General features: G+C 72.0%; 12 protein-coding genes. 6 read left to right on the forward strand and 6 right to left on the reverse strand.

Annotation, left to right across the window (positions count from 1 at the left end; genetic code table 11):
• Positions 1-374 precede the first annotated feature (374 nt).
• Entirely contained in the window at positions 375-3344 is a 2970-nt protein-coding gene (locus OG871_RS22955; protein ID WP_371498860.1) for a BTAD domain-containing putative transcriptional regulator, read from the reverse strand.
• Positions 3345-3559: 215 nt separating this feature from the next.
• On the opposite strand from OG871_RS22955, the gene OG871_RS22960 reads away from it, so the two are divergent.
• Positions 3560-3787: a hypothetical protein gene (locus OG871_RS22960; protein ID WP_371498861.1), complete on the forward strand. Its 228-nt coding sequence runs from the start codon at positions 3560-3562 to the stop codon at positions 3785-3787.
• Between the two features lie 60 nt (positions 3788-3847).
• On the opposite strand, the gene OG871_RS22965 is transcribed toward OG871_RS22960, so the two are convergent.
• The gene (locus tag OG871_RS22965) at positions 3848-5515 is read right to left on the reverse strand and encodes a fumarate hydratase (RefSeq protein WP_371498862.1); all 1668 of its coding nucleotides are present in this window, start codon (positions 5513-5515) and stop codon (positions 3848-3850) included.
• Positions 5516-5721: 206 nt separating this feature from the next.
• Between OG871_RS22965 and OG871_RS22970 the strand changes: the two genes are divergently transcribed.
• Together OG871_RS22970 and OG871_RS22975 are read left to right on the forward strand one after the other, a co-directional pair.
• Positions 5722-6402 carry a DUF1707 domain-containing protein gene (locus OG871_RS22970; RefSeq protein WP_371503392.1) on the forward strand — a complete coding sequence of 227 codons (681 nt, stop codon included), beginning with the start codon at positions 5722-5724 and terminating at the stop codon, positions 6400-6402.
• A 268-nt stretch (positions 6403-6670) separates the two neighbouring features.
• Positions 6671-7063 carry a WhiB family transcriptional regulator gene (locus tag OG871_RS22975; protein WP_371498863.1) on the forward strand — a complete coding sequence of 131 codons (393 nt, stop codon included), beginning with the start codon at positions 6671-6673 and terminating at the stop codon, positions 7061-7063.
• A 59-nt stretch (positions 7064-7122) separates the two neighbouring features.
• On the opposite strand, the gene glpX is transcribed toward OG871_RS22975, so the two are convergent.
• A complete protein-coding gene (gene glpX, locus OG871_RS22980) occupies positions 7123-8163 on the reverse strand; it encodes a class II fructose-bisphosphatase (RefSeq protein ID WP_371498864.1) in 1041 nt (346 codons plus the stop codon).
• A 233-nt stretch (positions 8164-8396) separates the two neighbouring features.
• Here glpX and OG871_RS22985 point away from each other — a divergent pair, with 233 nt between their 5' ends.
• A complete protein-coding gene (locus OG871_RS22985) occupies positions 8397-8900 on the forward strand; it encodes a DUF4245 domain-containing protein (RefSeq protein WP_371498865.1) in 504 nt (167 codons plus the stop codon).
• A 70-nt stretch (positions 8901-8970) separates the two neighbouring features.
• On the opposite strand, the gene OG871_RS22990 is transcribed toward OG871_RS22985, so the two are convergent.
• The 3 genes from OG871_RS22990 to xseA all read right to left on the reverse strand — a co-directional run bounded on the left by OG871_RS22990 (position 8971) and on the right by xseA (position 11173).
• The gene (locus tag OG871_RS22990; protein ID WP_371498866.1) at positions 8971-9564 is read right to left on the reverse strand and encodes a malonic semialdehyde reductase; all 594 of its coding nucleotides are present in this window, start codon (positions 9562-9564) and stop codon (positions 8971-8973) included.
• Between the two features lie 117 nt (positions 9565-9681).
• Positions 9682-9921 carry an exodeoxyribonuclease VII small subunit gene (locus OG871_RS22995; RefSeq protein ID WP_371498867.1) on the reverse strand — a complete coding sequence of 80 codons (240 nt, stop codon included), beginning with the start codon at positions 9919-9921 and terminating at the stop codon, positions 9682-9684.
• Between the two features lie 40 nt (positions 9922-9961).
• The gene (gene xseA, locus OG871_RS23000; protein WP_371498868.1) at positions 9962-11173 is read right to left on the reverse strand and encodes an exodeoxyribonuclease VII large subunit; all 1212 of its coding nucleotides are present in this window, start codon (positions 11171-11173) and stop codon (positions 9962-9964) included.
• Positions 11174-11298: 125 nt separating this feature from the next.
• Between xseA and OG871_RS23005 the strand changes: the two genes are divergently transcribed.
• Positions 11299-12273: a 4-hydroxy-3-methylbut-2-enyl diphosphate reductase gene (locus tag OG871_RS23005; protein ID WP_371498869.1), complete on the forward strand. Its 975-nt coding sequence runs from the start codon at positions 11299-11301 to the stop codon at positions 12271-12273.
• A gap of 154 nt (positions 12274-12427) precedes the next feature.
• A complete protein-coding gene (gene ppgK / locus OG871_RS23010) occupies positions 12428-13171 on the forward strand; it encodes a polyphosphate--glucose phosphotransferase (RefSeq protein WP_371498870.1) in 744 nt (247 codons plus the stop codon).
• The last annotated feature ends 40 nt before the right edge of the window (positions 13172-13211 follow it).

Consider the following 13211-nt stretch of genomic DNA (forward strand, 5'->3'; position numbering starts at 1 on the left):
GTCACGCTCCCCGTGTCCACTGCTCCGAACCGGTCCGCGTGGGCCGGTCGGTGTGTGCACCGGCCTTCGAGAATATGCGTGATCACTGCGCCGTGGGGTCCCTTTCCGGCCAACTCGTGTCCGTTGGGGTGAATATGGCCGGACGGTGGAAGCACTCGGGTGCCCGCAGGGTGGTGCGGACCTGCGGCGCACGCCGCACGGTGCGCGGACCAACCCTGCCGACCTGCGGAAACGTCAGGGCGCCGGCCCGTTTATCGAACGTCAATCGGTCCCTGCCACAGTGGGGTCAGCGCCGGGGAAGCGCCAGAGCGTTCCCGCAGCCGGGGGGCTGCGGGAACGCGGACGCTGGGGGATGCACCTGTCGGGGGGGCAGGTCACGGCGCGGGGGGTGCGAGGGGCTCGGTGTGCCGCTGCGCGTCGATGAGGCTCTGTACGGGGAGAGCCTCGGGCACACCGAGCCGCGCGAAGACCGAGTGCGCCTCCTGGAGACAGGCCAGCCCACGCGCAGGCTGTCCGAGCTTCAGGAGGGCCTCGCCCAGCGCGGCGTTGGCCAGGCCCTGGCAGTATGCGGCGTCGATCTCCTGCGCGATCGCCAGCGACTCCTCGGCGGCCTCGGCGGCCTCCCGATGCCGGTCGTCCGAGAGCAGGCACGACGCCAGCCGGGCGAGCGAGTAGCCCTCCCAGATGCGGTGCTGCTGAGCCTGGTAGAGCTCGTAGGCCTCGCGCAGGTGCCCGGCGGCCTCGGCCGCCGATCCGGTCGAGCGCAGCACCACGCCGAGCTGGTAGAGGGTGTCCGCCAGGCAGGGCGCGTTCCCGGAGGCGCGCGCGGCGGTGACCGCCGAGCGGGCCGAGGCGACGCCTGCGGTGTGGTTCCCCAGGCCGACCTGAGCGCGCGCCATGTTGCCCAGCAGCCGGGCCTCGCTGACGACGGCGCCGAGACTGCGACTTATCGCGTGGGCCTGTTCCAGGAACGGCAGTGCTTCCGCCGACCGGTCGCCGAGGCTGAGGACGATCGCCAGCAGGTTGGCGGCCGAGATCCTCAGGTGGGTGACGTCGTCGTGGCCCTGGAGCGCCAGGCTCTGCCGTAGCGAGACCTCGGCGTGCTGGAACTCGCCGGCGACGTGCTGGAGGAAGCCCAGCGCGAACCGGATCCGGGCCAGCGCGGCGGAGTCGTCGTAGGACTGCGCGTTACGCTCGGCGGTCTGCAGCGCGCCGCGGATCCGGGGGCCGTGGGTCGGGTCCTCGATCAGCGACCGCAGGATGATGAAGAGGTCCACGGCGGGGCGCAGCAGCTGCGGAGGCCCCTGCACCGCCGCCTCCACCCCGGCCAGCACGAGCGGAAGTTCGGCCCGCAGCCAGTCCTGGGCCGCGGTGCCGTCGACCAGGTCGAGGCCGGGCGCGGACGGGCCGTGCAGCAGTTCTGGCAGCAGGTCGTCCGGCTCGATCACCTGGGACGCGTTGCGCATGGTGGCGAGCAGGACGTCCAGCAGCCGCAGCAGGGCCGTGTCCTGCTCGGCGGTGTCCTTGAGCCGTTCGTTCTGCCCCTGGGCGTAGAGCCGGAGCAGGTCGTGATAGCGGTAGCGGCCGGGCGTGAAGCACTCCAGCATGTTCGCCTCGACCAGCGCCTCGGCCAGTGCCTCGGCACGGGCCTCGGACGTGCCGAGCAGCGCGGCGACCGCCGGCAGCGGCAGATCCGGCGCGTCGACCAGGGAGAGCAGCCGGAAGGCTCGGGCCTCCTCGGGCTGGAGCTGGCCGTAGCCGAGGCCGATGGTGGTCTCGACGGCGAGATTGCCGAGCTGCAGCTCGTGCAGCCGTCGCCGCTGGTCCGCTAAGCGGCGGGCCAGGTCCGAGACGCTCCACCGCGGCCTGCTCGCCAGCCGCGCGGCGGCGATGCGGACGGCGAGCGGGAGCAGCCCGCACGCCTTGACGACGGCCAGGGCCGCCTCGGGCTCGGCCGTGACCCGCTGTTCCCCCACGATGGCGGAGAAGAGCGCCAGCGCCTCGTCCGGGGTCAGCTCCTCGACGTCGACCAGGTGCGCACCTGGGATCTCGGCCAGCCTCGAACGGCTCGTGACGAGTACGGCGCTTCCCGACACACCCGGGATCAGCGGCATCAACTGCTGCGCGTCCCCGGCGTTGTCGAGCAGGATGAGCATCCGCCGGTCAGCCAGCAGCGAACGGTAGAGCGCGGCGCGCTGGTCCACCGAGTCCGGGGTCTCCGGAGCGCCCAGCGCGTGCAGGAAGTAGCCGAGCACGACTGCGGGGTCGGCCGGTGACGCACCCGCGCCGCGGAGGTCCACGTAGAGCTGGCCGTCGGGGAACTCCGAACGGAGGCTGTGCGCGACGTGGACGGCCAGCGTGGTCTTGCCGACGCCGCCGATGCCCGCCAGCGAGGTCACCACCACCGCTTGGCCGGAGCCGCTGCGGACCATCTCGCGCAGCTCGACGACCAGCTTGCCGCGGCCGCTGAAGTCGGAGACGTCGGCCGGCAGCTGGGCCGGGGGCACGAAGGTCGGAGCGTCCTCGGCACGGGGCACGGCGGTCGGTGCCGCCATGAGGCTGGGGTCCGCCGCCAGAATCCGGGCGTGCATGCCGGCCAGCCCGGTACCGGGCTCGACCCCGAGCTCTTCGATCAGCAGCTTCCGGGTGTCCGCGTAGACGCCCAGCGACTCCGCCTGGCGACCACAGCGGTACAGCGCCAGCATCAGCAGCTCCCGCAGCCGCTCGCGCAGCGGATGCTCGGCCGCGAGCGAGCTCAACTCGGCGATCACCTCGGCGTGCAGGCCGATCTCCAGTGCCGCCGCGCAACGCTCCTCCTGGGCGGTGGCCTGACGTTCGGTCAGCCGAAGTCGCTGCGCGTCGGCGTACGGGCCGGGGACGCCGGCCAGTGGACGTCCGCTCCACAGGCTCAGGCCGTCGACGAGCAGCCGGTGCGCCTCGCGGGAATCCCCGGCTTTTCGGGCGGCGGCGGCGGTGCTAAACATGCCGTCAAAAAGGGACAGATCGAGCGATTCCGAGGGAATTCGCAAGGCATACCCGTCGCTGACCGATATCAGCAGCTCCGCCGGGGCGCGAACCTCGCGATTCGGCTCGATCACCGAACGCAGACGTGACACATATGTACGCAGGGCCGCGACGGCCTGCGGGGGCGGACGGTCGCCCCACAGGCCGTCGACCAGGTCCTGCGTGGTGACGGGTCTGCCGTGGCTGAGCAGGAGAGCGGTGAGAACGGCCTGTTGCTGAGGGGAGCCGAGCAGGAGCTGCCGACCGTCCCGCCAGGCCTGGAGCGGGCCGAGCACCTGGAAGCGCAGTGCGCCCGGGTGCGACTTCTCCTGACGCTCCATGAGATCCCCTATGGCCGTGGTGATGATTTCCGAGCGTCCCGCTCGCCGGTCGAGTGTGAGGCGCCAGCTTAGAGCGGGCGGCGCAAACGTTGGAGAAGTGGACAGGCCGCGCGATGTTTATAGGACATTTAACGGTCCCTAGGATACTGTCCGGGCCCCCAGATCGATCCGATCCGGCGGGCGTGACCTGATGAACCGAAAGGCGGCCAATCCGCATGGCTGACAACGAGAACGCGACCGCCGAGGCAGTCGTACCCACCCCCGTGGTGGCAGCCGCGCCGTCCGAGTACACGCCGTCCGAGATCGACCCACAGCCGATCCTGGAGGTCCTGGAAGGGCTGACCGACGAGCCCGAGGTCGAGCCCCTGGCGGAGCCGAAGAAGGACAAGCCCGGTTCGGGCGAGGTCTACGAGCCGCTCGGCAACGTCACCAACCACCCCTGATCACCAGGCCTGCACCGCGTGCCCCGCACCCGACCCGGATGCGGGGCACGCGTGTTGCGGCTACTGGGCGGAGCGGACCCGCAGGCTGGTGATCAGCGGCCCGTCCGTGACCTCGGCGAAGAAGTCGTTGCCCTTGTCGTCGACGACGATGAAGGCCGGGAAGTCCTCGACCTCGATCCGCCAGACCGCCTCCATGCCGAGCTCGGCGTACTCCAGCACCTCGACCTTGCGGATGCAGTCCTGGGCGAGGCGGGCGGCCGGGCCGCCGATCGAGCCGAGGTAGAAGCCGCCGTGCTCGGCGCAGGCCTTGGTGACCTGCTTGGAGCGGTTGCCCTTGGCCAGCATGACCATCGAGCCGCCGGCCGCCTGGAACTGGTCGACGTAGGAGTCCATCCGGCCGGCCGTGGTCGGGCCGAAGGAGCCGGAGGCGTAGCCCTCGGGGGTCTTGGCGGGGCCGGCGTAGTAGACCGGGTGGTCCTTGAGGTACTGGGGCATGCCCTCGCCGCGGTCGAGCCGCTCCTTGATCTTCGCGTGGGCGATGTCGCGGGCGACCACGAGGGTGCCGCTGAGCGAGAGCCGGGTCTTGACCGGGTACTCGGACAGCTGTGCCCGGATGTCGGACATCGGCTGGTTCAGGTCCACCCGGACGACCTCGTCGTCGAGGTGCTCGTCGGTGGTGTCCGGCAGGTACTTGGCCGGGTCGGTCTCCAGCTGCTCCAGGAAGACGCCCTCGGCGGTGATCTTGCCGAGCGCCTGGCGGTCGGCGGAGCAGGAGACGGCCATCGCGACCGGCAGCGAGGCGCCGTGCCGCGGCAGCCGGATCACCCGAACGTCGTGGCAGAAGTACTTGCCGCCGAACTGGGCGCCGATGCCGATCTTCTGGGTGAGCTCGGTGACCTTGGCCTCCAGCTCCAGGTCGCGGAAGCCGTGGCCGGTGGCGGCGTCGCCGGAGGTGGGCAGCTCGTCCAGGTAGTGCGCGGAGGCGTACTTGGCGGTCTTCAGCGCGAACTCGGCGCTGGTGCCGCCGACCACGATCGCCAGGTGGTACGGCGGGCAGGCCGCGGTGCCCAGCGAGCGGATCTTCTGCTCCAGGAAGGCGAGCATCGAGTCCTCGTTGAGGATCGCCTTGGTCTCCTGGTACAGGTACGACTTGTTGGCGCTGCCGCCGCCCTTGGCCATGAACAGGAACTTGTACGCGCCGCCGTCGGTGGCGTACAGCTCGATCTGGGCCGGCAGGTTGTTGCCGGTGTTCTTCTCGTCCCACATGGTGACCGGGGCCATCTGCGAGTACCGCAGGTTGAGCTTGGTGTACGCGTCGAAGACGCCGCGGGCGATGGCGGCCTCGTCGCCGCCCTCGGTGAGCACGTTCTGGCCGCGCTTGCCCATCACGATCGCGGTGCCGGTGTCCTGGCACATCGGCAGGATGCCGCCGGCCGAGATGTTGACGTTCTTCAGCAGGTCCAGCGCGACGAACCGGTCGTTCGGGCTGGCCTCCGGGTCGTCCAGGATGCGGCGCAGCTGGGCGAGGTGGGCCGGGCGCAGGTAGTGCGAGATGTCGTGCATCGCCTCGGCGGTGAGCAGCCGCAGGGCCTCCGGCTCGACCTGCAGGAAGGTGCGGCCGTTCGCCTCGAAGGTGGACACGCCCTCCGAGGTGATCTTGCGGTACGGCGTGGGGTCGGCACCGATCGGGAGCAGGTCACGGTAGGCGAACTCTGGCGTGGCGGCCATGGGGAGGTCCTCAAGTCTTTCGGCTGCGTCGACGAAGCACCCTCCAGGGTAGGCGCAGCGCCACGGCGGCCCGAGCGAAGGTGTGCCTGCGTGATCGGAGTCACGCCGGGCGAATGAAACTCTCGTTCGGGAGGGGGCTGACTGACTAGTCTTTCCCTGTGGACAACTCGCCGTCGCAGGACGCCCCGGGGCACCAGCCCGTACCCATGAAGAAGGCCGAGCCGGTGCCCTCGGCCCGCCCCGAGCCGGCCCCGGTGGCCGAGGCCGACCTGCGTGCCTCGGACGCCGACCGCGAGCGGGTCGCCGAGCTGCTGCGGGACGCCTACGCGGAGGGCCGGCTCACCGTCGAGGAGCACTCCGAGCGGATCGAGGCGGCCTACGGCGCCAGGACCTTCGGTGAGCTGGTCCCGCTGACCAGGGACCTGCCGGCGCACTCGCGGATCTCCATGGAGAAGGCCCCGATCGAGGCCCCGCAGTCGTCGGCCGCGGCCCGGCCGCCGGCCCGGACGGAGTCGCCGAGCATGGTGGCGGTGTTCGGCGGGGCCAGCCGCAAGGGCCGGTGGCGGGTGGGTTCGCACCTGCGCGCGGTGGCGGTCTTCGGCGGTGTGGAGATCGATCTGAGTGACGCGGTCTTCGAGTCGCCGGAGGTGGTGATCGAGGTGGTCGCGATCTTCGGCGGGGTCGACATCAAGGTGCCGGAGAACGTCAGCCTGCACGGCACCGGGGTCGGCATCTTCGGGGGCTTCGACGTGAAGGAGCAGACCTCGGCCGACCCGTACGCCCCGGTGGTGGTGGTGAAGGGCGCCGCGGTGTTCGGTGGCTGCGAGGCGCGGCCGCGCCGCGGCAAGAAGCTCCGCGAGTGGGTCCGTAAGCAGCTGGACGGCTGATCAAGGTGCCTGCCGGGCCTCCGGGCCCGGTCGGTCGGGGCGTCAACTAGCCAGGTGGCACCGGACGTTGCTCCGAGTGCAGACCGTGGTCGATTGCGTGCGGTGTGCATGAATCGGGTGGTGGCGGGGTAGTTCCTCTCGCACATCGTTCCTGTGAGGCTGAGATCCCGGGCGTCGGTATGCCGACGCCGCGGCGGGGTGAGCGCGGGGCAGCCGGACAGGAATGCGAGCCTTCCCCCCGAGTCTTGAGCCTGGTCAGGAGTACGCCGTGCTGCATCCGATCGAGTCCAGTGCCCCCGGTGCCGTCGCCGCCCGCCGCAGTCCGTCGGGCGCGGTACCGCAGCAGCACGACCACCTGGACGACAATCCCTGGCACACCGGGGCGGCCTGCCGCAGCGACGAGGCGGGGCTGTTCTTCGCGCCGTCCAAGGAGCCGACGGCGGCTCGGCTGGCCCGCGAGGAGCAGGCCAAGCGGGTGTGTGCCCGCTGCCCGGTGCTGCTGGAGTGCCGGGAGCACGCGCTGGCCCAGCCGGAGCCGTACGGCGTCTGGGGCGGGCTGACGGCGGCCGAGCGCCGGGTGGTGCTGAGCCGCCGGCGGCGCCGGGACGGCGAGCTGCGCGAGGTGCGCCGGGTCGGGGTGGAGCGCCGGATAGCCGGCTGAACGCGCCTGCGGCGGCCGCCCGGTGTCCGGGGGCCGCCGCAACTGTGCCTGTCGACGGGTCAGTTGGCCCGGTCGAAGTCGATCGCGCTGTACGCCCGCAGCTTGGACAGCTTGTGGGTGGAGTCGATCTGGCGGATCGTGCCGCTCTTGGAACGCATCACCAGCGAGCTGGTGGTGGCGGTCTCCTGGCGGTAGTGCACACCGCGCAGCAGCTCGCCGTCGGTGATGCCGGTGGCGACGAAGAACACGTTCTCGCCGCTGACCAGGTCGTCGGTGCTGAGCACCCGGTCCAGGTCGTGCCCGGCGTCCAGGGCGCGCCGGCGCTCGGCCTCGTCCTTGGGCCACAGCCGGCCCTGGATGACACCGCCCATGCACTTCATGGCACAGGCCGCGATGATGCCCTCGGGGGTGCCGCCGATGCCCATCAGCAGGTCGACGCCGGTGCCCTCGCGGGCGGCCATGATGGCGCCGGCCACGTCGCCGTCCGAGATGAACTTGATCCGGGCGCCGGCCTCGCGGATCTCCTTGACCAGGCCGTCGTGCCGGGGGCGGTCCAGGACCACCACGGTGACGTCCTCGACGGCGCTGCCCTTGGCCTTGGCGACCCGGCGGATGTTGACCGCGGCGGGCGCGGTGATGTCGACGAAGTCGGCGGCCTCGGGGCCCGCCACCAGCTTGTCCATGTAGAACACGGCGCTGGGGTCGAACATGGTGCCGCGGTCGGCCACCGCGAGCACGGCCACCGCGTTGCCCATGCCCTTGGCGGTCAGCGTGGTGCCGTCCACCGGGTCCACGGCGACGTCGCACTCGGCGCCGGTGCCGTCGCCGACCCGCTCGCCGTTGTAGAGCATCGGGGCTTCGTCCTTCTCGCCCTCGCCGATGACGACGATGCCGTTCATCGACACGGTCGAGACGAGCGTGCGCATGGCCTTCACTGCCGCGCCGTCGGCGCCGTTCTTGTCGCCCCGGCCGACCCAGCGGCCGGCCGCCATGGCGGCGGCCTCCGTGACCCGGACGAGCTCCAGCGCGAGGTTCCGGTCGGGAGCCTCGGGGGCCACCTCCAGGGCGCTGGGCAGGTTGTGCGAGAACTGCGTGGTCATCGTCGTTACCTCTCTGTACGCGACGGCCAGTGAGCGCTCGACTACTGCCTGCGTCGAACGCCGTGGTGAGGGTGGTGCGATCGTATCTGCCCCCCGGACGGGTGTCTGTGGCGCACTCCCCGCCCACCTGCGGCGACGGGCGCATTCAGGCCGGATCGCCGCTCCCGGGGACCCCGGGTGCCGGTGTCGGGCCCGCGATGGGTCACCATGTGGGGGTGGCAGGCAAGAGCAGCATGAGAAGCCGGCAGTCGGTGCGGGACATGGTCCTGTCGATGCTGGCGGTCGGTGGCGTGGTGGCGGTCGGGTATCTGTTCATCCCGCATTCGGCGGGGGACGGGGTGCACCGGGTCGACTACCGGTCGGCGCTCTCCTCGGCCAAGCGCGCGGCCCCCTACCCGGTGCTCGGCCCGGAGGGCCTGGCCGACACCTGGCGGGCCACCTCGGTCGAGTACCGCAAGGACAAGAGCGGCCACAACGTCTGGCACCTGGGCTTCGTGACCCCCTCCGGGGACTACGCGGCGGTGGAGCAGAGCAACGCGGCCAAGGCCGACGTGCTGGCGGCGGTGGTGCCGGGCGGCGCGGCCGACGGCAGCGCCCCGGTGGCCGGTCGGGACTGGGAGCGTTACCAGGGCGACCGCTACCGCGGGCTGGCCCGGCAGGACGGCGCCGCCACCACCGTGGTCACCGGCAGCGCCTCGTACGAGGAGCTCGCCCAGCTCGCCCAGGCGCTCAGGTAGCGGGTGCGTACGCCGAAGGGCCCCCGGCTTCCGGGGGCCCTTCGGCGTACGCGGTGCGGTCGGCGAGCGATCAGACGGTGGTGACGACCTCGTCGTACGCCAGACGCGGGGAGCGCGGGTACCAGGCGTCCTCGCCCGGCTTGCCGATGTTGATCACGGTCACGACCGAGTGGTCGCCGTCCGCGAAGAACTCCTTGTTGATGCCCGCGGCGTCGTAGCCGAGCATCGGGCCGGCGGCCAGGCCGGCGGCGCGGACGCCGATGATGAAGTACGCGGCCTGCAGGGTGGCGTTCATCGCGGCCGAGGCCTCGCGGGCCGGGCGCTCGCTGAAGACGACGTCCTTGGCCTGCGGGAAGTGCGGGAACAGGGTGGGGAGCTCGTGGTGGAACTCGTTGTCCTGGGCGAGGATCGCGACCAGCGGGGCAGCGGCGGTCTTGGCCTTGTTGCCGTCCGACATCAGGTTGACCAGGCGCTCGCGGGCCTCGGGGCTGCGGACCAGGGTGATCCGCAGCGGCTGCTGGTTCATCGCGGTCGGGGCGTACTTGACCAGGTCGTAGATGGCCTGGACCTGCTCGTCGCTCACCGGCTCGTCGGTGAAGGTGTTGGCGGTCCGGGCCTCGCGGAAGAGCAGGTCCTGGGCGGCGGCGTCGAGGGCGAGAGTCATGCTGGTCACCTTGTCACGGGGCGTTGCGGAGGAGGCGTTCGCGGCGCGGTACGCCGTTCGCCAGTCCACAACGGTCTGTGAATGTTAAACAATTCCTCGGCCTGGATGTGATACGGGTCACTCCGCTTCCGGTGTGCCGCCCTCGGCTGCCAGCGCCGCGTCCAGCCGCGCCCGGGCCCCGTCCAGCCAGCGCTGGCACACCTTCGCCAGCTGCTCGCCGCGCTCCCACAGGGCCAGCGACTCCTCCAGCGGGATGCCGCCGCCCTCCAGCCGCCGCACCACCTCCAGCAGCGCGTCCCGCGCCTGCTCGTACCCCAGGCTGTCGTCGGCGCCGACCGTGCTCTGCTGCTCTGCCATGGCGCCAGCGTAGGGCCTCGCGCCGACAGGGCGGCGGCACTCAGCCCGCGTCCGCGCTCACCCCGAAGCCGCCCTTCGCCACCCGGACGTGCAGCCGCTCGTCCGCCGCCACCTGCGCCGGATCCGTCACCACCGTGCCGTCGGCCTTCTGCAGTACGGCGTAGCCGCGCTCCAGCGTGGCCAGCGGGGACAGCGCCACCACCCTGGCCAGGGTGTGCCCGAGGTCCGTCTCGGCGTGGTCCAGCCGGTGGCCGAGCACCCGCCGGGAACGCTCCAGCAGCGCCGTCACCTCGGCCGCCGGGCCCTCCACCAGCCGGTGCGGCGCGGCCAGCACGGGCCGGCTGCGCACCCCCTCCAGGCCGGCCTGCTCGCGCTCGACCCGGGCGGTGATGTGCCGCCGGGCGCGGTCGCGCAGCTGGTGCACCCGGGCCAGCTCCTCGCCGACGTCGGGCACCACGCGCTTGGCGGCGTCGGTCGGGGTGGCGGCCCGCAGGTCGGCGACGAAGTCCAGCAGCGGCTGGTCAGGCTCGTGGCCGATCGCGCTGACCACCGGCGTGACGGCCGCGGCCACGGTGCGGATCAGGTCCTCGTCCGAGAACGGCAGCAGGTCCTCCACGCTGCCGCCGCCGCGCGCCACCACGATCACGTCCACCTCGGGCATGGCATCCAGCTCGCGGACGGCCGCGGCCACCTGGCCGGCCGCGCCTGCGCCCTGCACCAGCACGTTGCGCACCTCGAACCGGACGGCCGGCCAGCGGCGCCTGGCCACCTCCAGCACGTCCCGTTCGGCGGCCGAACCGCGGCCGGTGACCAGCCCGATCCGGTGCGGCAGGAACGGCAGCGGGCGCTTGCGGTCCGCCGCGAACAGCCCCTCGCCGGCCAGCCGCTTCTTCAACTGCTCCAGCCGGGCCAGCAGTTCGCCCAGCCCGATCAGCCGGATCTCGGAGGCCCGCAGCGACAGCGAGCCGCGCGCGGTGTACCACTCGGCCTTGGCGCGCACCAGCACCCGGGAGCCCTCCTGCACCACCTCGGCCACCTGGTCGAAGACGGACCGGAAGCAGGTGACGGTCAGTGAGACGTCCCGGTCCGGGTCGCGCAGGGTCAGGAACACCATCCCGGCCCCCGACCGCCGGTTCAGCTGCGCGATCTGCCCCTCGACCCACACCTCGCCCAGCCGGTCGATCCAGCTCCCGATCAGCGCGGAGACCTTGCCGACCGGGATCGGCGCTTCGGGTGAGCTGGAATTGGCCATGCGTACGAGGCTAGCGCCGCCCACCCACACCGGCGCCCGGCCCGCACCGGCGCCCGACCCGACCCGCCCCGCGGACACCGCCGCCGTCCGCGAGCCGGCCAGGCCGGGACCCGTACGATGGAGCCATGTCCACCACTGCTCAGCGCCGTGTCCTGCTCGCCGCCCCCCGGGGCTACTGCGCGGGCGTCGACCGCGCCGTGATCGCCGTGGAGAAGGCCCTGGAGCAGTACGGGGCGCCGATCTACGTCCGCAAGCAGATCGTCCACAACAAGTTCGTCGTGCAGACCCTGGAGAAGCAGGGCGCCGTCTTCGTCGACGAGACGGAGGAGGTGCCCGAGGGCTCGATCGTGGTCTTCTCGGCCCACGGCGTCGCGCCGTCCGTGCACGACGAGGCCAAGGCAGGAAAGCTCGCCACCATCGACGCCACCTGCCCGCTGGTGACCAAGGTGCACAAGGAGGCCGTGCGCTTCGCCGCCGAGGACTACGACATCCTGCTGGTCGGCCACGAGGGCCACGAGGAGGTCGTGGGCACGATGGGCGAGGCCCCGGACCGCATCCACCTGGTCGACGGCGCCGAGGACGTGGCCAACGTCAAGGTCCGGGACGAGTCCAAGGTCGTCTGGCTGTCCCAGACCACCCTGTCGGTCGACGAGACCATGGCCACCGTCGGCGAGCTCAAGAAGCGCTTCCCGCTGCTGGTCAGCCCGCCCAGCGACGACATCTGCTACGCCACCCAGAACCGCCAGGTGGTGGTCAAGCAGATCGCCCCCGAGACGGACCTGCTGATCGTGGTCGGCTCGCGGAACTCCTCCAACTCCGTCCGCCTGGTCGAGGTCGGCCTGGAGTACGGGGCCAAGGCCGCCCACCTGGTGGACTTCGCCGACGAGATCGACGAGGCCTGGCTGGAGGGCGTTACCACGGTCAGCCTGACCAGCGGCGCCTCGGTGCCGGAGATCCTGGTCGAGGGCGTGCTCACCTTCCTGGCCGAGCGCGGCTACGCCGACGTGCAGACCGTCAAGACCGCCGAGGAGCACCTGATCTTCTCGCTGCCCAAGGAGCTCCGCCGCGACCTGCGCGCCGAGGCCGCCGGCAAGCTCTGATCCTCCGCGGGGCCGCTCCCCGCACCGAACGCCGCACCGCGCCCGGGCCCCCGAGGGGACCCGGGCGTCGTGCTGCCCGGGCCGGGGTATCAGCAGGCGGGGGCGGTCCTGCGCCCGTACGTTTGTGCACAGGCTGTGGATAACGGAGGGTGGCATGGCGACGGTATTCGGTGTGGACATCGGCGGATCCGGGATCAAGGGCGCACCGGTCGACCTGGACGCGGGCGCCCTCGCCCAGGAGCGGCACAAGGTCCTGACCCCGCAGCCCTCCTCGCCCGAGGCGGTGGTCGAGGCGGTCGGCGAGGTGGTCCGGCGCTTCGGGCACCAGGGGCCGGTCGGCCTGACCTTCCCCGGCGTGGTCGTCGGCGGACACACCCGCACCGCCGCCAATGTGGACAAGCGCTGGATCGGCCTGGACGCGGCCGCGATGTTCCAGGACGCCCTGGGGCTGCCGGCCACCGTGCTCAACGACGCGGACGCCGCCGGTCTCGCCGAGCTCACCTACGGCGCCGGGCGGGCACACGGCGGGGTGGTCCTGGTGCTCACCTTCGGCACCGGCATCGGCAGCGCCCTCTTCGTGGACGGCGCCCTGGTGCCCAACACCGAGCTCGGCCACCTGGAGCTGCGCGGCAAGGACGCCGAGCTCCGGGCGTCCTCGGCCGTGCGGGAGAGGCACGACCTGAGCTGGCCCCAGTGGGCGGAGCGGGTGGACGAGTACCTCGAACTGGTGGAGCGGCTCTTCTCGCCCCAGCTGATCATCATCGGCGGTGGGGTGAGCCGTAAGCACGAGAAGTTCCTGCCGCTGCTCACCCGGCGTGAGGCCGAGCTGGTGCCGGCCACGCTGCGCAACGACGCCGGGATCGTCGGCGCGGCGATGGCGGCCGCCAAGGCCGGCTGAGCGGCGCTGACAGTCCCGGCAGTCCCGGCCGGCGCGGAGG

It is taken from the genome of Kitasatospora sp. NBC_00374, assembly GCF_041434935.1.
Taxonomy (GTDB): Bacteria; Actinomycetota; Actinomycetes; order Streptomycetales; family Streptomycetaceae; genus Kitasatospora.

Excerpts from the sequence above, each read along its gene's own strand:
- OG871_RS22955 (WP_371498860.1), bottom strand. The coding sequence starts at position 3,344 with ATGGAGCGTCAGGAGAAGTCGCACCCGGGCGCACTGCGCTTCCAGGTG.
- OG871_RS22960 (WP_371498861.1), top strand. The coding sequence starts at position 3,560 with ATGGCTGACAACGAGAACGCGACCGCCGAGGCAGTCGTACCCACCCCC.
- OG871_RS22965 (WP_371498862.1), bottom strand. The coding sequence starts at position 5,515 with ATGGCCGCCACGCCAGAGTTCGCCTACCGTGACCTGCTCCCGATCGGT.
- OG871_RS22970 (WP_371503392.1), top strand. The coding sequence starts at position 5,722 with ATGAAGAAGGCCGAGCCGGTGCCCTCGGCCCGCCCCGAGCCGGCCCCG.
- glpX (WP_371498864.1), bottom strand. The coding sequence starts at position 8,163 with ATGACCACGCAGTTCTCGCACAACCTGCCCAGCGCCCTGGAGGTGGCC.
- OG871_RS22985 (WP_371498865.1), top strand. The coding sequence starts at position 8,397 with ATGAGAAGCCGGCAGTCGGTGCGGGACATGGTCCTGTCGATGCTGGCG.
- OG871_RS22990 (WP_371498866.1), bottom strand. The coding sequence starts at position 9,564 with ATGACTCTCGCCCTCGACGCCGCCGCCCAGGACCTGCTCTTCCGCGAG.
- OG871_RS22995 (WP_371498867.1), bottom strand. The coding sequence starts at position 9,921 with ATGGCAGAGCAGCAGAGCACGGTCGGCGCCGACGACAGCCTGGGGTAC.
- xseA (WP_371498868.1), bottom strand. The coding sequence starts at position 11,173 with ATGGCCAATTCCAGCTCACCCGAAGCGCCGATCCCGGTCGGCAAGGTC.
- OG871_RS23005 (WP_371498869.1), top strand. The coding sequence starts at position 11,299 with ATGTCCACCACTGCTCAGCGCCGTGTCCTGCTCGCCGCCCCCCGGGGC.
- ppgK (WP_371498870.1), top strand. The coding sequence starts at position 12,428 with ATGGCGACGGTATTCGGTGTGGACATCGGCGGATCCGGGATCAAGGGC.